The sequence below is a fragment of the Haloarchaeobius salinus genome, from assembly GCF_024464185.1.
In the GTDB taxonomy this organism is placed as follows: Archaea; Halobacteriota; Halobacteria; order Halobacteriales; family Natrialbaceae; genus Haloarchaeobius; species Haloarchaeobius salinus.
The window spans coordinates 293589-318363 of record NZ_JANHAU010000001.1 but is presented as its reverse complement, the minus strand read 5'-3'; the positions used below and the strand labels follow the sequence as shown (position 1 = coordinate 318363).

Sequence of the window (24775 nt, the reverse complement as noted above, 5' to 3'; positions counted from 1 at the left end):
GACGATCTGGAGCTTCGGCCTCGGTCACACCCATGCCAGTTCGTCGTTGTGCGCCCGCAGATACGCCGAATCCACGGCACCGTCGGGTACCTCGACGCGCTCCCCGTCTCGATTCAGGATCGTCCGCTCCAGCACCTCACTGCCGGTCTCGAAGTCAGGCTGGACGACGAGTCGGAGCTCCTCGTCGAGCGTGAACAGGTTCCGGTCGAAGGCGGCGTGGTGGGTCTTGTCGAGGACGAGGACGTTCGAGGGGTCCGCCCGGTGCTCGGGGTAGTCACTCCAGGGGAGCACGTGCGCCACGTCGAGTAGTTGGGCGTGGTCCACACCGGAGACGGGACACGTCCGTTCGTACCGGGACAGCGCGGTCGCGCGGAACTCGGGGTCGACCGACCGGGCCTGGACGGTGGTCTCGTACGTTCCAGCGGTCATCGAATCACTCGCTTCACCCTCGACCGCCCAGTCGCTGCCTGCCCAGTCTTCGACGGCACCCTCGACGAACGCGCGTCCCTCGTCGGTCAGGGCGTACTCGTCGCCACGTTTCTCCACCAAACCCATGCTGCGGAGCCAGTTCGCGCGCTGTTTCGGCATGTCCGTCTCCTCGGGGTCCCAGCCGAGTTCGGGGTGGGTGTCGAGCTGCTGGCTACCGATTTCTTCGACGGTCATTGGGCCGACGGCGAGGGCGTAGAGCAGGCTGCGGAGGCCGACGTTGCGGTCGCACATGATGCGAAGCAGCGTCGCCGTGTCGTGGCCGTCGGTGTACTGCTCACCGTTCGGCCCGAGGGTCCAGCCGTCGTCCGTCTCGGCGAGGAAGCCGACCTTCCGGAGGTACCGGACACGGCGCATGATGGAGTCGGCGCTCGACACGTTCGCGAACTGGCCGCGGTGCCAGCCGACGAGCTCGTCGGTCGACGGGTTATGGGCGTCGACGAACGCCAGGATGGCGTCGAGCGTCTCGACGTACCGGGTCGCCCCGCCGAACATGGGGACGATGCTGCGGAGGCGTGCTCCCTGCATACGGGGTGGTCACGCGGGTGTCGTATGATCCTTCTGCCCGGCATGGGGGGGGACGTCGTCAGACCATCGGAGGAACGCTCCAGCCTCGAACAGTGGTGGATCGACCTGGGGCGCGAGTTCGAGTCGCGCGCTCGAGCCGGTATCGAGCAATTGGGGTCCTGGAATGGGGCGCCGTCGTTACACCCACGCCATAGCCTCGTCGTGCTTCCTGAGAGACCCTGGCATCGAGAGCACCCTCGGGCACACCGACGGTTCCCCGTCCCGGTTCCGAATCGTCCGCGCACGGCGGTGGTCGACGCGCCACTCGGGGGGCAGACCCGAACGGGCCCCATCACCGTAGCAAGTCTCTATCGACCGGTTATCGATGGGTAAAGACGTGGTAACAATGGGTGATTCACCCGGGAGTTACCGTACCCCCGCATGGCTACCGGACAGAATCGGATCGACCACCACTCTCAGGTGCAGGAGTCGCCAGACAACCGGTCTGGCGGTCGGGGACGAGGTGAGGGACTGCGCGTACTGAACCTCGTGACGACCGAAGACGAGGCGTTCTTCCAACAACAGAGACGGACGCTTTCCGAAACCGGGATCGCGGAGACGACCCTGCCGGTGTCGGCCCACCCCGGCCCGGACAGTCAGCGGTCGGTGTTCGAGTACCTTCGATACGTCCCGCGAACGGTCCGACGCTCCTTCGACGAGTACGACCTCGTCCATGCGAACAGCGGGATGACGGCTCCTGCGGCCCTCGCACAGCCCAACCTCCCGGTCGTGGTTTCGCTGTGGGGGACCGACATGATGGGGCCGTACGGGCGGATCACGAGGCTCTTCGCGCGGCGAGCCGACGAGGTCATCGTCATGTCCGACGGGATGGCCGCCGACCTCGACTGTGACTCCCGCGTCCTGCCACACGGCGTGGACACCGATCGGTTCCGCCCGCTCGAACGGCGGCGAGCACGCGAGGCGGTCGGCTGGCCGACCGACGGCCATCAGGCCCTCTTTCCGTACTCCGAACAGCGGGCCGTGAAGGACTACCCGCGGGCTGCTCGCGTCGTCGAGGCCGTCGAGGAACGCCTCGGAGAGGCAGTGAGCCTGCGGACGGTCACCGACGTCGATCACGACCGGATGCCGTTCTACTACAACGCTGCCGACGCGCTCGTCCTCACGTCGAAACGCGAGGGGTCGCCGAACTCGGTGAAGGAGGCGATGGCGTGTAACGTGCCGGTCGTCTCCACGGACGTCGGGGACGTTGCGGACCGCCTCGGGCCGGTCTCGAACTCGTTCGTCGCCGACACGGATGCCGGTCTTGCCGAGGCGCTGACGGCGGTGCTTCGCCGCGGCGAGCGATCCGACGGGCGCGCCTACGCCGACGAGTTCTCGCTCGAACGGATGCGCGAGGGAATCCTGGACGCGTACCACTCGGTGCTCTGAGCATCGGTTCTCGATGGAGCGTCTCGACGGACCGGGTCACTCACCACCGTTTCCGACGAGTCGTCGGCTCACGACTGCCGACGAGGGGTGGTGGCGGCAGCATCAGGGCGACGATCGGCAGCTAGCCGAAGACGGTCGGCCAGCTGCGGTCACGGAGAGACGTGGCCAGTCGCATCGCTGCTGAAGCTGTTCCCTCCTGGAGGACCGCAAAAATAACGCGAGAGCACGACCCGGGAGCCACGAGCGGCTCACAGTCCTCGCTCGCCTGGCTCGAGTCCGGCGGCCTCACGGCCGGGGACCGCCCGGTCGGAGAGACGGTCGGCCCCGTACACGGCGACCAGCAGCAGGGCGATCGCGACCATCGGGACTGCACCCGTGGCCTCCGCCAGGAGATTCAGCGCCTGGTCCGGCACGCCGTCCGGTGCCATCGCTTCCGTATCAGCAGGGTGGTACAGCCCCATCCCGTTGATGCCCGCGTGGAACACCGCGACCGCCAGCACGCTCCCGCCCGTACTGTTGTACATCCACGTCCAGAGGACGGACCCGGCGAGGATCGACACGAGCCACAGCAGTTGCTGTGAGAGGGGCCATCCCCCGTGTGTGGTCGTCGCATTCAGGAACAGCGGCAGATGCCAGCCCGCCCACGTGACCCCGACGAGGAGGCTGGAGACGAGCGCACTGTACTTCTCCTGCAGCACCGGGAGCATGAAGCCTCGCCAGCCGAGGTCCTCCTGGCCGCCGCCCCAGACGGTCCCCCAGGCCAACACGAACAGGTAGATCAGCGGGGACTCGACGGAGCTGAGATCGACCGGGCCGCCCAGGAGGACGAACAGGCCGCTCCCCAGTGCGAGGACGACGAAGGGGAGCCCGAACGCGAGAAGCCACCATCTCGCCCCGATCCGCCACTTGAACATCTGGGAGACCCACTTCCGGAGGCTCCCACCGCTCGCCCAGATGACGACTGCCGCGCCGACGGGTGGGCCGAACCCGCCGAAGCCGATGAGGATCGACTGTGTCCACGAGGCTTCCAGCCCCTGGTACGCGACCACGCCCTGGATCACCCACGTGAACGCGTACGCGAAGCCGATGAACACCGCCAGCTGATGCCGCTCGATCCACGACCTGAGACCGGTGTGTTGCGTCGGCCCAGGCATCCTATGCAGCCCCACTCTCCGGCTCCGAATGTGGGGGTCGTTCGTCGACGGTTCCCATGCCCGGACCTGGGGCAACCTCGCTGAAATAGTTTGTCGTTAATATTACATTTTGTCGGTTCGGCAACTCAAAGATCCTTGAGCAAGGTGGCGGGGTCGCGAAGGGTCACACGGTGAACCACCCCGGGGGTCAAGCCCCGAGGCACTCGCCTTGTTTCCTCTGTAGATTGTCTCCCGGGCGGGGAGAGACGACGCCGACGTCGTCCAGCTCGTCGGGCTCGTCGCCGCGAACACCATCGTCGATACGTTGAACGTGCTCCCGCAGGACAGCCCCGACCGAGCAGGTGCCGCGGGGACGGACGCCGACTGACCGATGCGTTCCTCGTCGCTGTTCAGAGATTCCCGCTCGGGCAGGTCGCTTTCCGTCTCGAAGCCGGATTCACGACGGGGCGCTACCCCCCGGCCAGCCTGAACTGCTCGCTGTCGGCGGGAGCGTGGTGGCACCTGTCCAGTACGGGTACGCTCGAGAGGGTACTCGGATACTCGAGTGAGCCGCATCAGGCGTGCCCGTGCGGGACGTCGACGAGGCGGTCAGGCGACGGGTTCCGTCACACCGCCGTTGATGTCCGACTGACTCAGTGACTCGCCGGAGTCACAGTCCGGGGTGCGCGCAGTGGAGATGGACGTGGCGGTCGCCGTCGCCGTCGCCGTCGGTTGCCCGTCCGTCGCCGGCGCGTCCGAGACCGCGTCCGTGTCCTCGTCGCCCCCCAGACAGCCGGCCAGTCCGGTCATCGCACCCGAAACTGCCCCCAGCCGGAGCAACGTCCGCCGTCGCAGGCGCTGCTGACCGGCCTCCGTGGAGGTGTCGTCCCCCCGTTCGGTTCCCCCGTGGTCACTGCGGGCTCACCGTCGCTCATATCGCTGCCGAGTATTGTCCACTGCTACCACATAACATTATCCGCTAGCTGACTTGTATGGGACAGCCACGAGAGGACTGAAAACCGACGTGAACGCCGGAAGAGTATCTGTCCACATCTCGCGTCGGAACGGTACGATGCACCGAGCCGGCTGGTTCACCGGTCCGCTGCTCGTTCGGCCTCCTCCTCGCTCACTTCGGCGAGTCCCTTCCTCATACAGGTCGCCGACGCCGGACAGAGGTCGGCGAACTCGGTCGTGTCCCGAACCCGGTCCGGGACGTTCTCGCGCTCGACGCGTTCGTACCCACGCCGGCGGAAGAACGGCGCGGCGGTCGTCGTCAGCAGGTACAGGGTCTCGACGCCGTTCTCCCGGGCGGACGTCTCGAGGGCGTCACAGAGCGCCGTGCCGTAGCCCTCTCCCCGGGACTGTTCGGCGACGACGAGCGAGCGGAGCAGGCCGTCCGAGCCGTCGGTCTCGAGGCCCCCGATACCGACACACTCGTCGTCCGTCTCGGCGATGAAGAACTCGCCCACGCCGTCCCGCACGTCCTGGTGTGGGAGGTCGTTCGCCGCCAGCAGGGACTCGATGCGGCCGTAGTCGGACTCGTCCGCTCGCCGCAGGGTGATGTCGGTCATGGCGTCGCGGTGCTCAACAGCAGACGTCATCCGCGGAGGGGCGGGTGACGGTGACCTGGGCGCTACCGAACAGGTCGACCGTGATGCGCTTGCAGTGCCGGAGGCACCGTGCGAATCGGTACGCGTGCCGGCCGCCGGTGACGAGTGTGGCGACGCCGACGAGCGCCGTCGTGGCCACGAGCGGGTTGCTCACGGCCCACAGCGCGAACGGTATCGCGGCGAGCAGCAGGTAGCTCGCGGCGATGCGTCGCCACGTGGGCTGGTCGGCGAACTGGCGGAGTCGGGGGTCGAATGGTGGTCGTGACATCGGGATGGGTTCGTGGGCGAGGGTGGCTGGAAGCCGGGACTGTCGTTCCGCCTGCGTCGCTGGGGGCGGGCGGCGGCCACGTGCTACGAGGACACCTCCGGGTCCGGCCGCTCGGCCTCGATGGCCGCGGCGACGATGTACTCGCTCAGGTCGAGCGCGTCGTCCCACTCGCGGATGAACTCGTCGCTGTCGTCCTTCGGCTCGATGGCGACGTCGACGAAGCCGGCCTCGGTCAGCATCGACTCGAGTTCGGGGATCGACGCCGCGCCGCCGACACAGCCCGCGACCGATTCCGGGTCGACCCGCAGGTCGCCCGGGAGGTCGGCGGTCAGGACGACGTCGGAGATGGCGACGCGACCGCCGGGGCGGAGGACGCGGTAGGCCTCACGGAGGACCTGCGGCTTGTCGGGCGAGAGGTTGACGACGCAGTTCGAGATGACGACGTCGACGGACGCGTCGGCGACCGGGAGGTGTTCGATCTCGCCGAGGCGGAACTCGACGTTCGTGGTGTCGTTCGCCGCGACGTTGTCGCGGGCCGTCTCGACCATCTCGGGCGTCATGTCGACGCCGACGACGTGGCCGTCGGGGCCGACCTCGCGGGCGGCCAGGAAGCAGTCGAAGCCGCCGCCGGAGCCGAGGTCGAGGACGGTGTCGCCCGCGTCGAGGCTGGCGATGGCGGTCGGGTTGCCACAGCCGAGGTTCAGGTTCGCGTCGCCGTCGACGGCGGCGAGGTCGGCGGCCGAGTAGCCGTGCTGCTTCGAAACCTCGTTCCGGCCGTCGCCGTCAGCCGTCTCGGCGCAGCAGGAGGCGCTGTCGTCGCAACACGAGCCGGACTCCTCGGCGATGCGTCCGTAGCGTTCACGTACGGCGGCCCGCTGGGTCGCCGCGTCGAGGCCGGCAGCCGTGTCGGTGGTGGACTGTCTGTCAGTCACGGTCGTCGCCTCTCGTCTCGTCGAGTGCGGCGAGCAGTCGTTCCGCCCGGGGCGTCGGCGAGTAGTACCGCCAGCGACCCTCCTTCCGTCGCTCGACGAGGCCGGCGCTGAACAGCCGGGAGAGCGCCTGGCTGACCGCGCCCTGGCTCACGCCGAGTGCGGGCTCGATCTCGCAGACGCAGACGTCGTCGTCTGCCTCGGCGATGACCCGGAGCGCCTCGTAGCGGGTGTCGTTCCCGAGCGTCGCGAGGAGCTCGACGTCGGTGGCGACCGCCGATTCCGGCAGGGAGTGCGAGTGGGCCCCCGAACAGCAGCCGGTCCCCTGCTCGGTCTGTGCGTCCGTCGGTGGGGTGGTGGTCGACCGTTCACTCATTTTAGCACATGCTAATATTAGAGTCTACTAATATAATGGTTGGGGTCGCGTGCTGGTCGCTACGGAACGGACCGGAGAGCGTTCTACGGCGGAGAATCGGGCGTCGAACGGGTGGAGACGTCCCGGAGCGTGCCTACGACTCCCCCGAGAGCCGCGTCTGCGTCGTCCCCTGCTCGAACTCGAGGAGCCGCCGCTTGGTGGCGACGCCGTCGCCGCCGGAGTAGCCCCTAAGCCCGCCGTCGCTGCCGACGACGCGGTGGCAGGGGACGAGTACCGGGACGGGGTTCCGCCCGCACGCCTGGCCGACGGCGACGGGAGCGGTGTCGAGGTCGGCCGCGAGCTCCCCGTACGTGCGTGTCTCGCCGTAGGGGATGTCTGCCATGGCGGCCATCACGTCGCCGGTCAGGCCCTCGGGTGTGGTGACCGTCAGGTCGAACGTCTCGCGCTCGCCCCGTGCGTACTCGCGGACCTGCTCGCGAACGACCGCGGGCGGTTCGGCGATGTGGCTCTCGTCGATCTCGATGGTGGTGCCGAAGATGGGGACGTGCATGGGAGGTGGAGTCGGTCGTCGGTGGTACGCCACGCGGGGACATCAGGGTGCGCCCCGGACCGGAACTGGTCGGCAGCCGACGAGCTACGCCGGGTCCCGGACGAACGTCACCGGACAGGGTGCGTCGAGCAGCACACGCTGTGCGGTGCTGCCTTTCCTGCCCTTCCCGACCGGGCTCCGCCGGCGACCGCCGACGAAGACGGGCTTCGCGCCGAACTCCCGGCTCACGTCCTCGCCGACGCACCCCGTGACGTCCATCGTCGTCCCGCACTGCCGGAGCGGGGTGCAGAGTTCGCTCGCGACCGCTCGAACCGGTTCGACGTGCGTCGCCGCCTCGTCGGGCGAGAGCGCCGTGTCGGCGTCGCCCGCCAACTCGTCGCGGACCCGTTCGAGGCGCGCCTGCGTGAACACGTGCAGGACGCGCACGTCGTCTGCAGCATCCCAGCGGCCTCGGCTGCCGTGGCTGCGAGCGCCTCGACGCGATGCTCGTCGGTTGGGCCGACGGGAAGCAACACCATCTCTGCCCGGACCGGCGGACGTTCGAGGACGTCGGCCAGCTCCGCGGAGGGTGGGAACCCGTCCGTCGTGAGCTCGGTCATGCGAGAGCCGTCCGTCGTCGATGCCGTCGGTCGTCGCGATCTCGCGTCATCGTACGGCGGACGGGACGGTGGGCACGGCAAAAAGGGATCCCGAGACCACGCTCGAATCCGAAAAGACACCTCGTATCGGCGCGGGACGCGGGACGGCGGGGCGGTCGCCCGGTCGGCCTCAGTCGTCGTCGGCCGGGGCGCGCGACGGCCGGCCGGCGGATTTGGGGTCGATGCCCCGGCGGCCGGCGTCGAGTTCGGAGAGCCCGTAGACGAGGCCGACGAGCGCGAGGATGCCGATGGGGAGCAGGACGAACGGCGTGATCCGGGTGTAGCCCCACACCAGCATCAGGACGGCGACGACGAGGACGACGGTGGCCGCGTAGTAGAACTGCGTGCGGACGTGGTCGACGAGGTCCGCGCCGGTGAACGTCGAGGACAGCACCGTGGTGTCGGAGATCGGCGAGGAGTGGTCGCCGAAGATGGCACCGGAGAACACCATGCCGACCATGACAGCGACCATGGTGTGACTGCTGGTCAGGCTCCAGGCGACGGGGACGGCGATGGGCGTCACGATGCCCATCGTGCCCCAGGAGCTCCCCGTCGAGAAGGCGATGAAGGCGGCGGTGAACAGCACGATGACGGGCAGGAGCTCCGGCGAGACGAACTGCTCGACGAAGTCGCCGACGTACGCGCCCGTGCCGAGGCCGCCGTCCTCGACGGGGGCGACGACGTTGCCGATACCCCACGCGAGCACGAGGATGGTCACCGCGGTCAGCATGATGCCGAAGCCGTCGATGGTCGTGTCGACGCTCTCGCCCAGCGACAGCAGGCCGTAGGCGTAGCCCAGTGCGTACGTCGAGACGACCATCGCGAAGGAGCCGAAGATCAGCGCCACGGCGTAGTCGGCCTCGGTGACCATGTCGTACAGCGTTGCACCGGGCGTGTAGCCGGTCCACAGCGCCGAGCCGATGGTGACCGCGATCAGCACGACGATGGGCAGGAAGAACGACGTCAGGCGCGGGTCGTCGACGTTCGGCTCGCCGAGTTCGGACTCGACGTCCTGCATCGGCCGGGCGTCCTCGCGGGTGACCCGTCCCGTCTCGGCGGCGCGGTGTTCGGCGGTGAGCATCTCGCCGTAGTCGCGCTGTGAGAGGACGACGATGCCGACCATCACGATGGCCAGGATGGAGTACATGTTGTAGGGGATCGACTCCAGGAACACCGAGAAGGAGCCGGGGATATCGCTCTCGGCCAGGTCGGTCGCCTCGTAGCCCGCCTCGATCATCGACAGCTGGAAGGCGACCCACGAGGAGATGGCCAGCGTCGCCACCGGTGCGGCCGTCGAGTCGACCAGGTAGGAGAGCTTCTCCCGGGAGACCTCCAGGTGGTCGGAGACATCCTTCATGGTGCTCCCGACGACGGCCGTGTTGGCGTAGTCGTCGAAGAACAGCACCAGGCCGAGTATCCACGCCGCCACGCCGGCCTTGCGTTTGGTGTCGATACGTTCGATCGCCCAGTCGCGGACGGCGTGGGAGCCGCCGAGCCGCCAGATCATCGCGACCGCCGACCCCAACAGCAGCGTGAAGATGATGATCTGTGCGTGGAAGACGCTGTCGCCGATCGCCGCCGCAATCCAGTCGAAGGTCTGTCCCAACCCGATCCCGCCCGTCAAGATGACGCCGCCCGCCCAGATGCCCACGAACAGGGACAGGACCGCCTTTCGGGTGACGATCGCCAGCACGATCGCGAGCAGCGGCGGGACGAGCGAGAGCGCACCGAACCCTGACATACGTTACCATACGACAAATTCGGACTTAAATTCCCACGGCGACGGCGAACGTATGTGATAGTTTAACACACTAGGGACCGAATGGGGCTGCATGACCAGCGTTCTGGTCCCGTTCGACGGCTCGGCGCTCGCACAGCAGGCGGTGGAGTTCGCCTGCGAGCGGTTCCCGGAGGCCGATATCACGGCGCTGTTCGTCGTCGACACGACCGTCACCCACCAGCCCGAGAAGTACGTCGGCGTGAAGCTCGGCGAGATCTACGAGCAGCGCGAGTCGGAGGGAGCGGCGCTCCTGGAGGAGGCCGAGACGCTCGCCGAGACGTACGACGTGGAGCTGACGACGGCGATCGAACACGGTCGGCCGGTCGACGAGATCCTCGACTACGTCGCGGACCACGACGTCGACCACGTCGTCCTGGGGAGCCACAGCCACGACCGCTTCGAGCGGTTCTTCCTCGGCAGCATCGCGGAACGTGTCTCCGAGCGGGTCCCCGTCCCGGTCACCATCGTCCGCTGACCACGTCGGACGGGTCCCGGCGTCGTCGCCCCGGTCCGTCCCACTCCCGTCCGAGCGACTTCCGCATACAGGAACGTGATCCACCTGCAGTGCACGACGCATCGGGCCAGTCCGTAGGCGTGCCGGCCGCCGGTGACGAGGACGCCAGCGGCGACGAGCGCGGCTGCGGCCGCGAGCTCCCCATACGTGCGTGTCTCGCCGAAGGGGATGTCGGCCATCACGTCGGCGGTCAGGCCCTCGGGGTGGTGACCGCCAGGTCGAACGTCTCGCGCTCGCCCCGTGCGTACTCGCGGACGGTGTCGGGCGGTTCGGCGATAGCCGACTCGTCGATCTCGATGGTGCGTCCGAAGATGGAGACGTGTATGGGCTCGTGGGGTTCGTCGTCAGCAGCCGTACGTCGCGGGGGTACTTAGCCGCCCGCCACGGAGCGGAACTGGACCCGGGACGAGATCGCGTGGGTCGTCGCTCCGAACCCGCGCCCTGGACGGCGGAGGTGGCAAGGGCGTGGGACCCCAACCACGGGTATGGCAACGTACGAGGCGTCGTTCGACATCGACTCGAGAACCGATTCGTACGCCGCGCTACGCATCCTCGAACAGGTGTACGACGCGGTCCGAGAGGAAACGCGGAACAGTCGAGACGGGGGCGACGACGCCGACGAACGCCTGCAGGCGTTCCGGACCCTTCGAGAGGCGGCGAAGCGTCGCAGCCCGGGGCGACTGACCGTCACCTACGAACAGTACGACGAGGAGTTCGAGGACTGACGGCCCGTCCGGGGTTCTCCGACTATCCGGCGGTGTCGTCGGGTCGGCCGCGACGACGAGACAGACGCAACGCGGCGCGCGGGAGACAGTAGCCCAGCGCGACGCTCGTCGGGCAGGAGCGCCACGAGTTCACCCGTCGGTCGCAGCGGGAGGGTGACTCGCGGACCGGAGGACCGGCATCAGCCCTGGGTCGACGACTCGAAATCGCGGACGAACGTCACCGGACAGGGCGCGTCGAGCAGCACCTGCTGTGCGGTGCTCCCGTTCCGGACCTTCCCGACGGGGCTCCGCTTGCGGCCACCGACGAAGACCCGCTTCGCGTCGAGCGCCTCGGCAGCGGCGACGATCTCCCGACTCACGTCGTCGCCGACGCGGCCGGTGACGTCCATCGTCGTGCCGTACTGCCGTAGCGGCGTGCAGAGCGCCCTCGCGACCGCCCGCACCGGCTCGACGTGGGTGGCCGCCTCGTCGGGCGAGAGCGGCGTGTCCGTCTCCGACGAGAGCGTCTCGCGGACCCGCTCGAACCGCGACTCCGTGAACACGTGCAGGATCCGGACCGTCGTCTGCAGCAGTCCGGCGGCCTCGGCGGCCGTCTCCGCGAGCGCCTCGGCTCGGTGGCCGTCGGCCGGACCGACGGGGACCAGCACCGTCTCGGTCCGCACGGGTGGTCGTGCGAGGACGTCGGCCACCTCCTCGGAGGGCGGGAACGCGTCGGTCGAGAGCTCCGTCATGGGCGGTTCCGTCCGCGTTGCTGCAGCGAGTGGTGCCGCGTCTCCATCATCGGTACGATGGAGGAGACGGCGGCAGACACCCAAAAGTGCTGTCTATTACCACCCCGTCAGCCGATAATACACCTAGTATCGGGAGTGCCGCGCGGCGGCCGGGTCACTCGACGACGACCGCACCCTTCATGCCGACGCCCTCGTGCGGTTCGCAGACGTACAGCACGGTCCCCGGCTGGTCGAAGACGTGCTCGAAGGTGAAGCCGGCCTCGCTGGTCTGTTCGCTCGCGAACTCGGCACCGTGTCTGGCGACGACGTTGTGGGTGCTGCCCTGGCCGGTCCACGTCCAGGTGACCGTCGTCCCCTGGTCGACGCGGACGGCCGCCGGGCCGAAGCCGAAGAACGCGCCGTTGGCCTCGACGCCGACCTCGACCTCGACCGCGTCGGTCCCGGTCCGGTCGACGACGCCGTCGAAGTTGCTCGTGTCCGCGAGGAACGACTCGACCGTCGGCTGGTCGGCGGTCTCGGTCCCCTGGTCGGCGGTCGTCGCCTGCGTCGTCGTCGCCGGGGCGTCGGTGGTCGTCGCGGGTTCGTCCGTACCGCCGTCGGTCGAATCGCCGCCGAGACAGCCGGCGACACCGACGGCGAGGCTGCCACAGACCGCCCGGACGACCGTGCGGCGTGTGCGAGGTCGGCTCATGGTTGTTGCCGAGTGGGAGCACGGTAATATACGTTTGGTAAGTCATGACGGGGCACGTCCGGGGGTCGACGAACGGCGGTGGTCGCGTGGTCGGCGGACGACGGTCGGGACCGTCGTCGCGGCCGGCACGGGACGGCCGTCTCCTTTCAGTGGCACAACGTTTCCTCAGTTTTATGATGCCGCTCCCACTCTTTAGTACGGTAGACAATGACACGCAATGGCCACCGCGGCCGGATCAGGGCGACGAGCAGACGGCGGTTCGTCGCGGCGATGAGCGCCGCGGCGGCCGCCTCGCTCGCGGGGTGTAACGCGAACGGGGGCGACGGCACGGACACGCCGGGGAACACGCAGACGACGAGCCCCCCATCGACCACCACCGACCAGACCGAGACGGAGACCCAGGAACCCGAGGACCCGCCGGAGCCGGGCGAGCGGATCACCTCGGCGCGTCGCATCGGGCCGCGGGACGTCAGCGAGTTCGGCTTCCGGGAGCTGTGGACCTACCGGAAGCGCCAGGCGGTCGAGGCGCTGGTCGCGGACCCGGCGGTCAACGACCTCGCCAGCGACTGGGTCGCCTCGTTCGAGGCGTACGACCCGCTGACGAACCGGCTCGACGCCGTCAGCGTCCAGGGCACGACCGGCATGACCGTCGAGGGCGGCCGCGAGTCGGGGGAGTTCGAGGTGACCGCGACCGACCGGCAGGTGGCGTACGGCCTCGTCGACCGGCGGACCGACGAGCTGCTCGGGCTCCACATCACCGACCCCACCGACGTGACGTGGCCACGCGGGGGCTGGAACGAGACCCAGCGGGCGCGCCACGACTTCGTCCTCGACATGGACGAGGTCTGGCAGCATCTCGAGGGGAACGAGTGGTACCCGATGGTGAAGGCGGCGGAGATCATCACCGCCTACGAGGACTACCCCCACGGCGAGGTCTCGAACGTCATCTACTACGTGTACGACGGCGACGAGCTGTTCGTCGTCAGCGGCTTCATCTACGTCGCCGGCGAGGAGCTCGAGCTGCTCGACCTCCACGTCGTCGAGGACTTCACCGAGCACCCGGTGATGGAGATGGCGGCGAACACGAACCCGCCGGGGGAGTCCGTGCTCGGCGAGGTGCCGGTCCCGCCGATGATGCAACGCCCGCAGATCACGGCTCCGAACGGCTACCACCGCATCGAGGAGCCGCCGAGCACCATCGAGCAGGACGGCTGGACCGTCGAGTGGTCCGGCCCGCGGACCGTCGGTGCCGAGGTGAGCGCGAGCTACAACGGCTCGCCGGTGTTCTCGCTCACCGCGCCGTTCAGCACGTCCACCGGCTACGACCTCCCCGAGCGGAACGGGCGGAACACGCGTGAGTTCATGTTCCCGACCGACGAGCCGGTGTTCAGCGGCGAACTGCTGTTCTGGGACATCCACAGCCTCAGCCTCGGCGGCCCGGGCATCCTCGGCTCGACGGAGTACCCCGCCGAGGACGGCCGACCGAGCGGGTTCAACATCCGCACGCACTACCACACCGGGGCGGTGGAGAACGCGCGGGACTTCCACTCCGGGCACCGCTTCGCGCCGTACAACTACTACATCAACTACCAGTTCTACGAGGACGGCGTGTTCATGCCGGTGTGGATGCGCCAGGGGCCGGGCTACGTCACCGAGTTCTACTCCTACCGCGACCGGGAGCAGTCCGGCCCCGCCCAGTACTACCTGGAGAACTGGCTCACCGTCCCGACGCCCGGGACGACCGACGGCGTCACGACGCAGGTGTTCGACGGCGACGACTGGACGACGCCCGACTCCGAGTTCTACCTCGTCGGCGACGAGGAGAGCGTCGTCCGCTTCACCAACCCGGACGGCTCGGAGACCATCGACGTGCCGCTCGACGACACGCAGGAGGCCGTCGTCGTCCGCCCGCACGAGGACGAGATCGGCGAGGCCCTGCGCGTGCTCAACGCCCAGGCCGAACTCGGCTTCTACCACCCCGCACAGTACGTCGACGACGAACCCATCCAGGGCGAGTCGGTCCTCTTCTGGCTCCTGATGGAGGGCCGGACCGACGAGGTCCCCCACAGCTCGGGCATCACGACGTTCACCCAGCTGGCGGAGTTCAACCTCAGCGGCTACTGACCACCCGGCCGTGGCCGCTCCTCGCGGCCGCACACCCGACCGTTCGGGGCCGGACAACGTACAAAGGTAAAGTAGCCATGTGGCCGATGTACGGGGTATGAGCGACGAGGACATCGACGACGTGGACAGCGCCATCCTGTACGCGCTCCAGGAGGACGCCCGGAACATGTCGTCGGGCGACATCGCGGAGCGAACCGGCACCTCCGACAGCACCGTCCGCAAGCGAATCCAGCGGCTCGAGTCCGAGGGCATCGTCAAGGGCTACAGCGCCGACGTTGACTACCAGCGGTCGGGCTACCCGCTCCGGATGCTGCTCTTCTGTACCGCGTCGATCCCCGAACGTGGCGAGCTCATCCCCGAGATCATGCAGATAGAGGGCGTCGTCTCCGTCCAGGAGCTCGTCACCGGCGAGCAGAACCTCCTCGTGACCGCGGTCGGCGAGTCCGACGACGACATCACGCCGGTCGCACAGGCGCTGCTCGACCTGGGTGTGACGGTCGCCGACGAGGTGCTCGTCCGCAGCCACGAGACGAAGCCGTTCGGCAAGTTCGACCCCGAGCAGGCCGGGACGGACGACTAGCGCACCACGCGGTCCACGTCGCGCTCGGTCGCCCGGCGCACGACCGCCGCCACCGGGTCGGCCGAACCGGCCAGGTTGTCCGAGTCGCCGTCGAGCACGGTGAGCGCCGCCCGCCTGCCGGGCTCGATGACACCGCAGTCCAGGCCGGCGATCTCAGCGCCGGCGGTCGTCGCCATCCGCAGCACCTCCCGGACGGTCACGTCGAAGTGGCGCTCCGTGTACGCCATCTCGCGGAACATCGACGGCGGGTTCAGCATGACGTTGTCCGTACCGAGCGCGACGGTCGTGTGGTCGAGCAGCGCCCGTATCGGCGGCGTGCCGACGTCGAGTACGGCGTTCGTCCGCGGGCAGGCCACGACCGGAACCGACTGGTCGGCGACGCGCTCGAGGTGCTCCGCCTCGGCGTGGACCATGTGGATCAGCAGGTCCGGGTCGAGGTCGAGCGCGGGGTGGATGTCGGTCGCGTCGGGCTCGCCGGCGTGGATGGCGAAGGGGACGCCGCGCGCTCCGGCGGCGGCGCGCTCGGCGGTGAAGTCGTCGTCGTTCGCGCCGCTCGCACCGTAGCCGTCGGCGACCTCGAGCACCGCCGGGTCGTCGCTCCCGAAGATGAACGGCTCGACGTCGAGCGGTGCGGCCGCCTCGCGGAGCGCGCGGGCCCCCTCGACCCCGAACTCGCGGAAGTCCAGACAGGAGAGCGTCCCCGTCCGTCCCACGTGTCGGAGCGTCCGACGCATCGCGGTCACGAGCTCCTCGTGGCTGGCGGCCGCGAGCCGGCGGTGCTTCAGGCTGTCCGGCGGGACGACCGCCTCCTCGAGCGAGAGGCCGACGGCGGCGTCCTTCGCCACGGAGTCGCCCAGGTGCGTGTGGGCGTTGACGAACGCCGGCAGCACGATGTCCTCGCTCTCGACCGGCTCCTCCTCGACGGCGGCGATGCGACCCTCCTCGACGACGACGCGTCCCCGTATCGGCTCGAACGACTCGCCCGCCAGGATGGTCCCGGTCAGTGCCTCCATACGCGAACCCGGGTGGCGGGTACCGATATGGTTTGCCATCGTCCGTGGACGAACAGTTCGGGAATCAGGCGAGTATGTTCGACGCATCTGTTCGCCGGTGGCGACAGTGCGTGACGTTCTCACCCAGCGCCGATATCCAGCGGGAGACAGCCCGTCGACGGCGAACAGCGAACCAGCGTGAACGACCGTTACGTTCGTCTTGGCAAATATTGTTGAACAATTTGGTCGATTAGAAATCTTTAATAACCAATTCGTTCGTACACTGGGTAGGAACGACCGGCGACGACGGCGACGGCCATCCCCGTCGCAGGCGGCGTCGGTCACCGACGGAGCAACCGATGACAGGAGACGAACAGCCGACGACGGTGGGACAGCTTCCGACTCCGGACCGCGAACGCGCACGGCTGCCGGCGACGCTGACCCGAGCCGTGTGGCTCCTGTGGGGTGCGAGCCTCGTCGCACTCGCCGCCCGGTGGTGGCGCGGCGAGGGCTGGGAACTGCCCGGTCTCGTGGCCGTCGACGGACTGACCGTCGTGCTCTGGACGGCGGTCACCTTCTTCGGCGGCATCGTCCACAGCTACGCCCGGCGCTACATGGCCGGGAGCCGGACCATCGACCGCTTCTTCGGCCGCGTGTTCGCGTTCACGCTGGTCGTCCTGGTGCTGGTCGCCGCCGACAGCCTCGTGCTGTTCTGGCTCGCGTGGCTCGCGATGGGGCTCGTGATGGCCGACCTGATCGGGCACGTCGAGGGGTGGGCACAGGCCCGGGCTGCGGGGGCACTCGCACAGCGGTACTTCCTCGCGAGCAGCGCGTTGCTGGGCGTCGCACTCGCGACGCTGTGGTGGGAGACGGGCGCGACCACCGTCTCGGGGCTGGCCGGGGCCACCTCATCGACGCCGGTCCTGCTCGCCGCCGGGGGGCTCGTGGTGGCGGCGATGGTCCAGTCCGCGCTCGTCCCGTTCCACACGTGGCTGCTCTCGTCGATGACGGCCCCCACCCCGGCCTCGGCGCTGATGCACGCCGGCTTCGTCAACGCGGGCGGCATCCTGCTGGTGCGGTTCGCGCCGGTCGTCACCGTCGAACCCGCGGTCATGCTCGGGGTCGTGCTCGTCGGGGCGGCCAGCGCGCTGGGCGGGAAGCTCCTGAAGACCGTCCAGACGGACGTCAAGGGCACGCTCGGCTGCTCGACCGTCGGGCAGATGGGGTTCATGCTGCTGCAGGCCGGCCTGGGCTTCTTCGGGGCCGCCATCACCCACCTGATACTGCACGGCTTCTACAAGGCCTACCAGTTCCTCGCGTCGGGGAGCCGCGTCGAGCACACGGCCCCGAACGGGACGAGCGACGACGGCTCGACCGGGGCCGTCGGCGTCGCGGTGATCGCCCTCACCGCCCTCGCCGGCGGTGGGCTCTTCGCCGCCCTCACCGGCAAGGGAACCGCGCTCGACAGCGGGCTCCTGCTCGCCGGGCTCGTCGTCCTGACGGTCGTCCACGCCGCCCGCGAGGTCGTCCGGCAGTCGGGAGTCACCGCGGCGGTCCGCTACGGAGCCGTCCCGCTGGTCGCGCTGCCGGCCATCGCCGTCTACGCGGCGGTGTACGGCGTCGTCGAGGGGCTGCTCCACGGCCTCCCGGCGGTCGGCGAACCCGCGGCCCTGACGCCGGTCCACGCCCTCGTCGCGGCGGCGTTCTTCCTGACGTACCTCGCCGTCGAGACCGGCGTCTACCGCCGTAGCGAACGCCTCTACGTGCGGCTGTTGAATGCGGGCCAGCCCGCCCGCGAGACCCTGCTGACCGACACGGAGGACTACAATGAGTACTGAACCCGCTATCGAGGAGCGCATCGACGCGGCCGCCGACGCGGTCGGCTCCGTCTGGCCGCTGCACTCGTTCGTGACCGCCAACCCGCTCGCCGGCTTCGAGGACCAGCCGTTCCACGAGGCCGTCGCCGACGCCGAGCAGACCCTCGGCGGCACCGGCTACCCGAGCGCCGACGTGTTCCGGGCGGCGTGGGAGCGCGGCGACATCGACCCCGACGTGCTGCGGAGCGAACTGGCCGCCCACGGCTACGACGACGACCCCGCGGCGTCGCTCGACCGGCTGGCCGCCGCCGGGTCCGTCGGGACGCCGGGGTCGGACGTGGAGACCGCCACCGACCGGGTCGACGCGGTCCTGACGAAGTGGCTGGCGGCCTTCCTCGACCAGGGCCGGGCGAAGTGGCGGATGCCGAACCGCGAGCGGGGGTTCTACGCGGCGGTCCGGCGACTGGCCCCCCACGACGACGACATCCCCGGCGGGGAGGCCTTCGCCGACCAGCCGGACGAACCGGTCGACGCCGTCCGGGAGGTCCTGACCGACTACCCCGTCGGCGAGTGGCGCGACGTCCTCGAGTTCCAGCTGACCGCGCTCCCGGGCTGGACGGGGTTCCTCAAGCAGCGCGCCGACGCCGGCGACGACTGGCAGACCGAGTACCCCATCACGCTCGCGGGCTACCTGGCGGTCCGGCTGACGCTCGCCGACCTGTTCGACGCGCCCGTCGGCCCCGACGAGACGCCCGACGGCCCGGACGGTGGGACCGAGACGCCCGGTGCCGACGTCCCCCTCCCCGAGGTCTGGCTGCGCGCGTGGGAGGCGAGCTACCGCGGCGAGCTGGTCGACGCGGTCGCCGACGCGAGCGGGGCGGCCGCCGAGCGCGACGACGCGGGACGCCCCGACGCCCAGCTGGTGTTCTGCATCGACACCCGCTCCGAGGTGCTCCGCCGCCACGTCGAGGCCGCCGGCGACTACGAGACCCACGGCTACGCCGGCTTCTTCGGCGTGCCGATGCGGTACGCCGGCTACGACGCCGACGCGACCGTCGACGCCTGCCCGCCGATCCTCGACGCACAGCACCGCATCGCGGCCCACCCCACGGGCGGCGGGGACGGCGAGCAGGCCGCCCACGACCGCTGGCACGCCGCCGTGACGGCCGGACGGCGCGCGGTCGAGCGCATGCGGTCCAACGCCGCGACCGCGTTCAGCTTCGTCGAGAGCGCCGGCGCGGGCTACGGTGCCGCACTGGCCGCCCGGACGCTCCTGCCGGGACGCGTCCACGACCTGCTCGACGCGGTCGACCGGCGGGTGCCCGACGAGCACGAGTTCTGCGAGCCGTCGGTCGACTACAACCCGGACTCGGTCAACCCGCTGCGGGAGGGCCTCACCCACGCGGAGAAGGTCGAGTACGCCGCGACCGCGTTCGAGCTGCTGGGCTGGGAGCGCTTCGCCCGGCTCGTCGTCTTCACCGGCCACGCCAGCGAGACGGCGAACAACCCGTTCGACTCGAGCCTCGACTGCGGGGCCTGCGCCGGCAACGCCGGCGGCCCGAACGCCCGCGTCCTCGCCGCCATCTGCAACGACGAGGACGTCAGGGCCGACCTCCGCGAGCGCGGCATCGAGGTTCCGGCGGACACCGTCTTCGTCGCGGGCGAGCACACCACCACGACCGACGAGGTCGAGCTGTACGACGGCCACGTTCCCGAGAGCCACGCGGCCGACCTCGAGCAGCTCCGCGCGGACCTCGGGACCGCCCGGGCGGACGCCGCAGCCGAGCGCGCAGAGGACATGGGCGTGGCGGGCGAGTCTGGCGTCCGCGAGACCCAGCGCCGCGCCGCCGACTGGGCGGAGACCCGCCCCGAGTGGGGGCTGGCCGGCAACGCCGGCTTCGTCGTCGGCCCGCGCGAGCTCACCGACGACCTCGACCTCGACGGCCGCTCGTTCCTCCACTCCTACGACTGGTCGACCGACCCCGACGGCGACGCCCTCGCGGCCATCGTGGCCGGACCGCTGGTCGTCACGCAGTGGATCAACACGCAGTACTACTTCTCGACGGTCGACAACGCGGCCTACGGCAGCGGCTCGAAGGTGACCCAGAACCCGGTCGGGAACGTCGGCGTCTACCAGGGCAACGGCGGCGACCTCATGGCCGGCCTCCCGCTGCAGTCGCTGTACGCCGCGGACGACGAGCCGTACCACCAGCCGCTCCGGCTCTCGACGGTCGTGCACGCGCCCGTCGAGCGCGTCACGGACGTGCTCGCCGACAACCCGACCGTGGCGGGCCTGCTCGACAACGGCTGGCTCTCGCTGACGGTCGTCGACCCCACGCAGGAGCACCGCGCGTTCGAGTACGACGGCGAGCTGGAGTGGACGCCGATGTCGGAGCCGGCGGCCGCAGCGCGGACCCCGACGCCCGAGCCGCAGGCCGCGGACGACTGAGTCCAGGCGACGGCGGACGGCCGAGGGCCCGACGACGGCCCGAACCGGCTGCCCCACCGAAGGGTTATCACCGAAGCCGAGCAGAGAGCAGATGTGAACACCCCCTCCGAACAGGTCTCCAGGGCGGAGGCCCAGCAGCTGCTCGAACGGAGCATCGGTCCCGACGCGCAGTTCCGCCCGCAGCAGTGGGAGGCCATCGACGGGCTGGTCAACGACCAGCAGCGCCTCCTGCTCGTCCAGCGGACCGGCTGGGGCAAGAGCACGGTGTACTTCATCGCCACGAAGCTGCGCAGGGAGCGCGGCGCGGGGCCGACGCTCATCGTCAGCCCGCTGCTGGCCCTGATGCGCAACCAGATCCAGGACGCGAGCGCACAGCTCGACCTCGACGCGTACACCATCCACTCGAACAACACCGACGAGTGGGACGAGGCGAAGCGACGCGTCGTCGACGGCGACTGCGACATCCTGCTCATCTCGCCGGAACGCCTCGCGAACCAGGAGTTCCAGGCGGCGGTGCTCGCCGAGATGCGCGAGGAGTTCGGGCTGCTCGTCGTCGACGAGGCCCACTGCATCTCGGACTGGGGCCACGACTTCCGGCCGGACTACCGGCGCATCAGGCGCATCCTGCAGGAGCTACCCGAGCACATCCCCGTCGCGGCGACGACCGCGACGGCGAACGACCGGGTCGTCGACGACGTGACCAGACAGGTGCCGGACCTGGAAGTGGTCCGGGGCGACCTCGTGCGCGAGTCGCTGCGCATCCAGACCGTCGAGATCGGGTCCAGAGCGGAGCGGCTCGCGTGGCTGGCGGAGAACATCGACGGGCTCCCGTCGTCGGGCATCGTCTACTGCCTGACGACCGACGAGGTGGAGCTGGTGGCGGCGTGGCTGAACAGACAGGGGTTCGACGTGGAGCCGTACCACGGCGGGATGGACGGCGACCGGCGGAGCGAGCTCGAGGACGAACTCCTGGCCAACGAGGTCGACGCGCTGGTCGCGACGAACGCGCTCGGCATGGGGTTCAACAAGCCCGACCTCGGCTGGGTCGTCCACTACCAGCGCCCGCCGAACCTCATCCGGTACTACCAGGAGATCGGCCGCGCGGGCCGCGGGCTCGACGAGGCGTTCGCCGTCCTGCTCTCGGGCGAGGAGGACGACGACATCGCCGAGTACTTCATCGAGTCCGCGTTCCCCACGCCCGCCGAGTTCGACCTCGTGCTCGAGACCATCGAGGACGCGGACGCGCCGCTGTACAAGTACGAGATACTCCAGCGGGCGAACGTCTCGTGGAAGGTCGCCTCGAAGTGCCTGAACATCCTGCGGGTCGAGAACGCGGTGCTCCGGGTGGACGACGGCTTCGAGCGCACGACCAAGCGCTGGTCGTACGACCACGAGCGCATCGAGTCCATCACGGCCCAGCGCTACCGCGAGCTCCGACAGATACAGGATTTCGTCGCGACGGACGACTGCCTGACCCGGTTCGTCGACGACGTGCTCGACGGCTCGCTCGCGGAGCCCTGCGGGCAGTGCGCCAACTGCGCCGGCGACTTCTTCCCCCGAGCGGTACAGGACGAGGCGCTCGTCGAGGCCGCGGTCGAGCACTACGAGGCCGAGTCGTGGAGCGAGCTCTCCCCGCGCTACTACATGCCCCGGCGCGAGGGGGGGCGGACGAAGATCGAGGAGGCGCGCAAACCCGACGACGGCCGCGCCCTCTGCAGCTACGGCGACCCGGGCCTCGGCGAGCGGGTCCGCGAGCAGTACGAACGCGAGGGGAACTACGGCGACGACGTGGTGAACGCGGCCGCCTCCCACGTCCGGGACGAGTGGGTACCCGACCCCGAGCCCGCCTGGGTGACCGCGGTGCCGTCGCGCTCGGGCGAGGGCCGGGTCGAGGACCTCGCCGCCCGCATCGCGGCGCGGCTGGGCGTGCCGTACGTGCCCGCCCTCCGGAAGGTCGCGGAAACCGCACCCCCCGCGGAGCTGAAGAACTCGTACCAGAAGCGCTGGGACGTCGAGGGCGCCTTCGAGGTGTGCGACGAGCTCCCGGACGGCCCCGTCCTGCTGGTCGACGAGCTGGTCGACACGCGCTGGACGCTCACCGAGGCGGGGATGACGCTCAGGGACGCCGACAGCGACACGGTGTACCCGTTCGCGCTCGCGAAGCGGACACGGTGGTAGTCTCCCCCGACACCCACGACCGATCCCTGCCGACCGGAATCTACAGCACGTTCCGCCACGCGGGGGACGTATGGCGAAGACTGTCGACGACCTCCGGAACGAGATCAGGGAGGCGGTCGGACGGTACGAGCGGGTCGAATCGACGGCGTTCACCAAGGAGGCGCTCGCCGCCATCTGCGAGGCCGTGGGCTACGACATCGGGGCGGGCTCGCTCCCGTCGAAGGCACAGATGCGGGCCGGCATCCTCTGGAAGATCGGCGAGCTGGGCGAGGACGACCCCGAGCAGACGACGGGTGCGTTCCGGAAGGCGGAGCTCGAGGCCGTCGCGGCCGCACTCAGGGACGAGTGACGGGGCCGTCGGTAGCCCGACGCGGCGGGGATCGACTGTCTCAGGCGATGGGGCCGTCGGCGTTCCCGGAGAACGTGTTGCCGGACTCGGTCAGGCTGGCGCCGTCCTCCGCGATGATGCCCGCCGTCGAGCTGTCCCGGAGCGTGGAGTTCTGCACCGTCGCCATCCCGGAGCTCTGGACGTAGACGTTCGCCCAGCCGCCGTTCCCGCCGTTGGCAATCTCACAGCTATCGAGCACGTTGTCGGGGGAGAGCGAGACGAACTCGATGCCCCGCCAGAAGCCGGGGACGTCGGCGTCACCGCGGAAGGTGATCGTCTCGTCCGCCGCCGAACCACCGACCGCGTGGAGGCTCCCGCCCTGCTCGACGGAGAGCAGCGAGCCCTGCGCGAACGTGAACGTCGCGCCGGGGTCGACGGTGACGTCGGCCCGGATGCGGCCGTTCCCCGGGAAGTGAACCGGTACGTCGGGCAGGTTCCATCTGGCGGGCTGGGTGACTGTCTCGTCGGTGACCTCGATGTGGTTCTCCCCGCCCCCGTCGACGAAGACCGTGTCCGGGCCGACCCGACCGAGGCTGGGCAGCGGAATCCGCATCGAGCCCTGCTGGTTGCGCGTGAAACCGACCCCCTCGAACGTGGACAGGGTCGTGTTCGCCTCCGCGTGGAGTCCGTAGGTGGCCGAGCCGACGAGGCTGGTGTTGTCGATGGACACCCGCCCCCCGTTCTGGACGTAGACGTTCGCCCAGCCGTCGGCACCGCCGCCGGCGACCAGGGTGTTGGAGAGGCTGTTCCGGTCGTTCGAGACGATCTCGATGCCCCGCCAGAACCCGGGGGTCCCCGTCTGCTCGCCGACGAACCTGACCGGCGACGCTGCCTCCCCGCGAGCGTCGAGAACACCGCCCCGTTCGACCGACAGCAACGACCCCTGCCCGAACCAGCAGAGCGTGCCCGCCTCGACCGCCACCCCGGCCGCGATGGTCGCCCCGTCCGGGAAGACGTACGGCCTGTCGATGGCCGGCCAGGTCGCGTCCTGCGTGACGGTCTCGTTGTCGACGACGACCTTGCCCGGGAGGTTGTTATTGGTGTACGTCGTGGAGAGTTCGAGGTCGGGGATGGCCGTTGCCGGGATCCGCATCGAGCCCGACTGGTTGTCGAGGAACGAGCAGTCCGAGAACGACGTGAAGCCGGTGTTCGCCTCGGCGTGGACGCCGTACGTCGACGAGCGGTCGAACATGCACCTGTGGAACGCCGCCGTCGCGCCGTTCTGGAGGTAGACGTTCGCCCAGCCACCGGCACCCCCGAAGCGGATGATGGTGTTGTCGAACGACGCCTCGACGCTGCCGGCGGTCACCTCGATGCCCTTCCAGCTCCCCGGCTGGTGGGTCTCGCTGCGGAACACGGTGGGTAACTCCGCCGTGCCGGTACTGACGAGCGTCGCCCCGTCACCGACCGACAGCAGCGTGTCCGCCGCCGTATCGACGACCGTACTGTCGACCGTCAGCGTCGCGCCGTTCGCGACGGTCACGTCGCCGGTCATGTGGTACCGGTCGCAGTCCCAGGTCGTGTCCTCGGTGATGGTGCCCGACACCTCGACCGGCGACTCGCAGGCCGAGTCCGAGGTGTCCGTCTGCTGTTGCTGTTGCGTGGTCGACTGCTGTGTCGTCGACTGCGTCGTCTGTCGTCGCGTGGTCGATGCCTGCGTCGGCGGTGCCGTCGTCGACCCGCCGCCCGACCCGCCGTTGCCGTTCGAGCTACAGCCCGCGAGACCGACCATCGTGAGGGGGACGCCGGCCCGGAGCAGCTCCCGTCGCGAGAAAGCCATGACCGTAGACTGATATGTGTGTGCTTAACGCTTCTTGCCGACTGGCATCCCGGTGACACATCGCCACAGGTCGCGACCGC

General features: G+C 69.6%; 23 protein-coding genes. 9 read left to right on the top strand and 14 right to left on the bottom strand.

Features of this window, described 5'->3' with window-relative positions:
• Positions 1 to 24 precede the first annotated feature (24 nt).
• Positions 25 to 1014 (bottom strand): HNH endonuclease, encoded by a 990-nt coding sequence (locus NO345_RS01545; RefSeq protein ID WP_256295966.1) that lies wholly within the window; start codon positions 1012 to 1014, stop codon positions 25 to 27.
• A 420-nt stretch (positions 1015 to 1434) separates the two neighbouring features.
• Here NO345_RS01545 and NO345_RS01540 point away from each other — a divergent pair, with 420 nt between their 5' ends.
• Complete coding sequence (locus tag NO345_RS01540; RefSeq protein ID WP_256295965.1) at positions 1435 to 2442, top strand: glycosyltransferase; 1008 nt, start codon at positions 1435 to 1437, stop codon at positions 2440 to 2442.
• Positions 2443 to 2690: 248 nt separating this feature from the next.
• On the opposite strand, the gene NO345_RS01535 is transcribed toward NO345_RS01540, so the two are convergent.
• The 9 genes from NO345_RS01535 to NO345_RS01495 form a co-directional block, all read right to left on the bottom strand.
• A complete protein-coding gene (locus tag NO345_RS01535) occupies positions 2691 to 3596 on the bottom strand; it encodes a CPBP family intramembrane glutamic endopeptidase (protein ID WP_256295964.1) in 906 nt (301 codons plus the stop codon).
• Between the two features lie 588 nt (positions 3597 to 4184).
• Complete coding sequence (locus tag NO345_RS01530; RefSeq protein WP_256295963.1) at positions 4185 to 4385, bottom strand: hypothetical protein; 201 nt, start codon at positions 4383 to 4385, stop codon at positions 4185 to 4187.
• A 281-nt stretch (positions 4386 to 4666) separates the two neighbouring features.
• On the bottom strand, positions 4667 to 5146 hold the full coding sequence (gene arsN2, locus NO345_RS01525) for an arsenic resistance N-acetyltransferase ArsN2 (RefSeq protein ID WP_256295962.1): 480 nt from the start codon (positions 5144 to 5146) through the stop codon (positions 4667 to 4669).
• A gap of 13 nt (positions 5147 to 5159) precedes the next feature.
• Positions 5160 to 5453, bottom strand: coding sequence for a hypothetical protein (locus NO345_RS01520; RefSeq protein ID WP_256295961.1), 294 nt, complete (start codon positions 5451 to 5453; stop codon positions 5160 to 5162).
• Between the two features lie 83 nt (positions 5454 to 5536).
• A complete protein-coding gene (locus NO345_RS01515; protein WP_256295960.1) occupies positions 5537 to 6385 on the bottom strand; it encodes an arsenite methyltransferase in 849 nt (282 codons plus the stop codon).
• A complete protein-coding gene (locus NO345_RS01510) occupies positions 6378 to 6758 on the bottom strand; it encodes an ArsR/SmtB family transcription factor (RefSeq protein ID WP_256295959.1) in 381 nt (126 codons plus the stop codon). Before NO345_RS01510 ends, NO345_RS01515 begins: the two co-directional genes overlap by 8 nt.
• A 133-nt stretch (positions 6759 to 6891) precedes the next feature.
• Positions 6892 to 7308, bottom strand: a complete 417-nt coding sequence (locus NO345_RS01505; RefSeq protein ID WP_256295958.1) for a methylated-DNA--[protein]-cysteine S-methyltransferase — start codon at positions 7306 to 7308, stop codon at positions 6892 to 6894.
• Positions 7309 to 7392: 84 nt separating this feature from the next.
• Positions 7393 to 7734, bottom strand: a complete 342-nt coding sequence (locus NO345_RS01500; RefSeq protein ID WP_256295957.1) for a universal stress protein — start codon at positions 7732 to 7734, stop codon at positions 7393 to 7395.
• A gap of 342 nt (positions 7735 to 8076) precedes the next feature.
• The gene (locus tag NO345_RS01495; RefSeq protein ID WP_256295956.1) at positions 8077 to 9687 is read right to left on the bottom strand and encodes a Na+/H+ antiporter NhaC family protein; all 1611 of its coding nucleotides are present in this window, start codon (positions 9685 to 9687) and stop codon (positions 8077 to 8079) included.
• Between the two features lie 91 nt (positions 9688 to 9778).
• On the opposite strand from NO345_RS01495, the gene NO345_RS01490 reads away from it, so the two are divergent.
• Together NO345_RS01490 and NO345_RS01485 are read left to right on the top strand one after the other, a co-directional pair.
• A complete protein-coding gene (locus NO345_RS01490; RefSeq protein WP_256295955.1) occupies positions 9779 to 10201 on the top strand; it encodes a universal stress protein in 423 nt (140 codons plus the stop codon).
• Between the two features lie 524 nt (positions 10202 to 10725).
• Positions 10726 to 10965 carry a hypothetical protein gene (locus NO345_RS01485; RefSeq protein WP_256295954.1) on the top strand — a complete coding sequence of 80 codons (240 nt, stop codon included), beginning with the start codon at positions 10726 to 10728 and terminating at the stop codon, positions 10963 to 10965.
• 179 nt (positions 10966 to 11144) lie between these two features.
• Here NO345_RS01485 and NO345_RS01480 read toward each other — a convergent pair whose 3' ends face one another.
• Complete coding sequence (locus tag NO345_RS01480) at positions 11145 to 11696, bottom strand: universal stress protein (RefSeq protein WP_256295953.1); 552 nt, start codon at positions 11694 to 11696, stop codon at positions 11145 to 11147.
• Positions 11697 to 11850: 154 nt separating this feature from the next.
• Positions 11851 to 12387, bottom strand: coding sequence for a halocyanin domain-containing protein (locus NO345_RS01475; protein WP_256295952.1), 537 nt, complete (start codon positions 12385 to 12387; stop codon positions 11851 to 11853).
• A gap of 207 nt (positions 12388 to 12594) precedes the next feature.
• Between NO345_RS01475 and NO345_RS01470 the strand changes: the two genes are divergently transcribed.
• Together NO345_RS01470 and NO345_RS01465 are read left to right on the top strand one after the other, a co-directional pair.
• Entirely contained in the window at positions 12595 to 14511 is a 1917-nt protein-coding gene (locus tag NO345_RS01470; RefSeq protein WP_256295951.1) for a hypothetical protein, read from the top strand.
• 97 nt (positions 14512 to 14608) lie between these two features.
• Positions 14609 to 15091 carry an Lrp/AsnC family transcriptional regulator gene (locus NO345_RS01465; RefSeq protein WP_256295950.1) on the top strand — a complete coding sequence of 161 codons (483 nt, stop codon included), beginning with the start codon at positions 14609 to 14611 and terminating at the stop codon, positions 15089 to 15091.
• On the opposite strand, the gene NO345_RS01460 is transcribed toward NO345_RS01465, so the two are convergent.
• On the bottom strand, positions 15088 to 16104 hold the full coding sequence (locus NO345_RS01460) for an amidohydrolase family protein (RefSeq protein ID WP_256295949.1): 1017 nt from the start codon (positions 16102 to 16104) through the stop codon (positions 15088 to 15090). The genes NO345_RS01465 and NO345_RS01460 overlap by 4 nt on opposite strands.
• 338 nt (positions 16105 to 16442) lie before the next feature.
• Between NO345_RS01460 and NO345_RS01455 the strand changes: the two genes are divergently transcribed.
• The 4 genes from NO345_RS01455 (at position 16443) to NO345_RS01440 (ending at position 22876) form a co-directional block, all read left to right on the top strand.
• Positions 16443 to 17921 carry a proton-conducting transporter transmembrane domain-containing protein gene (locus NO345_RS01455; protein WP_256295948.1) on the top strand — a complete coding sequence of 493 codons (1479 nt, stop codon included), beginning with the start codon at positions 16443 to 16445 and terminating at the stop codon, positions 17919 to 17921.
• Positions 17911 to 20349, top strand: a complete 2439-nt coding sequence (locus NO345_RS01450; protein WP_256295947.1) for a DUF2309 domain-containing protein — start codon at positions 17911 to 17913, stop codon at positions 20347 to 20349. The genes NO345_RS01455 and NO345_RS01450 overlap by 11 nt, the downstream gene beginning before the upstream one ends.
• A 93-nt stretch (positions 20350 to 20442) precedes the next feature.
• Entirely contained in the window at positions 20443 to 22527 is a 2085-nt protein-coding gene (locus NO345_RS01445) for a RecQ family ATP-dependent DNA helicase (RefSeq protein ID WP_256295946.1), read from the top strand.
• A 70-nt stretch (positions 22528 to 22597) separates the two neighbouring features.
• On the top strand, positions 22598 to 22876 hold the full coding sequence (locus tag NO345_RS01440; RefSeq protein WP_256295945.1) for a hypothetical protein: 279 nt from the start codon (positions 22598 to 22600) through the stop codon (positions 22874 to 22876).
• Positions 22877 to 22916: 40 nt separating this feature from the next.
• Here the strand turns inward: NO345_RS01440 and NO345_RS01435 are convergent, their stop codons facing one another.
• Entirely contained in the window at positions 22917 to 24695 is a 1779-nt protein-coding gene (locus NO345_RS01435) for a right-handed parallel beta-helix repeat-containing protein (protein ID WP_256295944.1), read from the bottom strand.
• Positions 24696 to 24775 lie beyond the last annotated feature (80 nt).

Excerpts from the sequence above, each read along its gene's own strand:
- NO345_RS01545 (WP_256295966.1), bottom strand. The coding sequence starts at position 1,014 with ATGCAGGGAGCACGCCTCCGCAGCATCGTCCCCATGTTCGGCGGGGCG.
- NO345_RS01540 (WP_256295965.1), top strand. The coding sequence starts at position 1,435 with ATGGCTACCGGACAGAATCGGATCGACCACCACTCTCAGGTGCAGGAG.
- NO345_RS01535 (WP_256295964.1), bottom strand. The coding sequence starts at position 3,596 with ATGCCTGGGCCGACGCAACACACCGGTCTCAGGTCGTGGATCGAGCGG.
- NO345_RS01530 (WP_256295963.1), bottom strand. The coding sequence starts at position 4,385 with ATGACCGGACTGGCCGGCTGTCTGGGGGGCGACGAGGACACGGACGCG.
- arsN2 (WP_256295962.1), bottom strand. The coding sequence starts at position 5,146 with ATGACCGACATCACCCTGCGGCGAGCGGACGAGTCCGACTACGGCCGC.
- NO345_RS01520 (WP_256295961.1), bottom strand. The coding sequence starts at position 5,453 with ATGTCACGACCACCATTCGACCCCCGACTCCGCCAGTTCGCCGACCAG.
- NO345_RS01510 (WP_256295959.1), bottom strand. The coding sequence starts at position 6,758 with ATGAGTGAACGGTCGACCACCACCCCACCGACGGACGCACAGACCGAG.
- NO345_RS01505 (WP_256295958.1), bottom strand. The coding sequence starts at position 7,308 with ATGCACGTCCCCATCTTCGGCACCACCATCGAGATCGACGAGAGCCAC.
- NO345_RS01495 (WP_256295956.1), bottom strand. The coding sequence starts at position 9,687 with ATGTCAGGGTTCGGTGCGCTCTCGCTCGTCCCGCCGCTGCTCGCGATC.
- NO345_RS01490 (WP_256295955.1), top strand. The coding sequence starts at position 9,779 with ATGACCAGCGTTCTGGTCCCGTTCGACGGCTCGGCGCTCGCACAGCAG.
- NO345_RS01485 (WP_256295954.1), top strand. The coding sequence starts at position 10,726 with ATGGCAACGTACGAGGCGTCGTTCGACATCGACTCGAGAACCGATTCG.
- NO345_RS01480 (WP_256295953.1), bottom strand. The coding sequence starts at position 11,696 with ATGACGGAGCTCTCGACCGACGCGTTCCCGCCCTCCGAGGAGGTGGCC.
- NO345_RS01475 (WP_256295952.1), bottom strand. The coding sequence starts at position 12,387 with ATGAGCCGACCTCGCACACGCCGCACGGTCGTCCGGGCGGTCTGTGGC.
- NO345_RS01470 (WP_256295951.1), top strand. The coding sequence starts at position 12,595 with ATGACACGCAATGGCCACCGCGGCCGGATCAGGGCGACGAGCAGACGG.
- NO345_RS01465 (WP_256295950.1), top strand. The coding sequence starts at position 14,609 with ATGAGCGACGAGGACATCGACGACGTGGACAGCGCCATCCTGTACGCG.
- NO345_RS01460 (WP_256295949.1), bottom strand. The coding sequence starts at position 16,104 with ATGGAGGCACTGACCGGGACCATCCTGGCGGGCGAGTCGTTCGAGCCG.
- NO345_RS01455 (WP_256295948.1), top strand. The coding sequence starts at position 16,443 with ATGACAGGAGACGAACAGCCGACGACGGTGGGACAGCTTCCGACTCCG.
- NO345_RS01450 (WP_256295947.1), top strand. The coding sequence starts at position 17,911 with ATGAGTACTGAACCCGCTATCGAGGAGCGCATCGACGCGGCCGCCGAC.
- NO345_RS01440 (WP_256295945.1), top strand. The coding sequence starts at position 22,598 with ATGGCGAAGACTGTCGACGACCTCCGGAACGAGATCAGGGAGGCGGTC.
- NO345_RS01435 (WP_256295944.1), bottom strand. The coding sequence starts at position 24,695 with ATGGCTTTCTCGCGACGGGAGCTGCTCCGGGCCGGCGTCCCCCTCACG.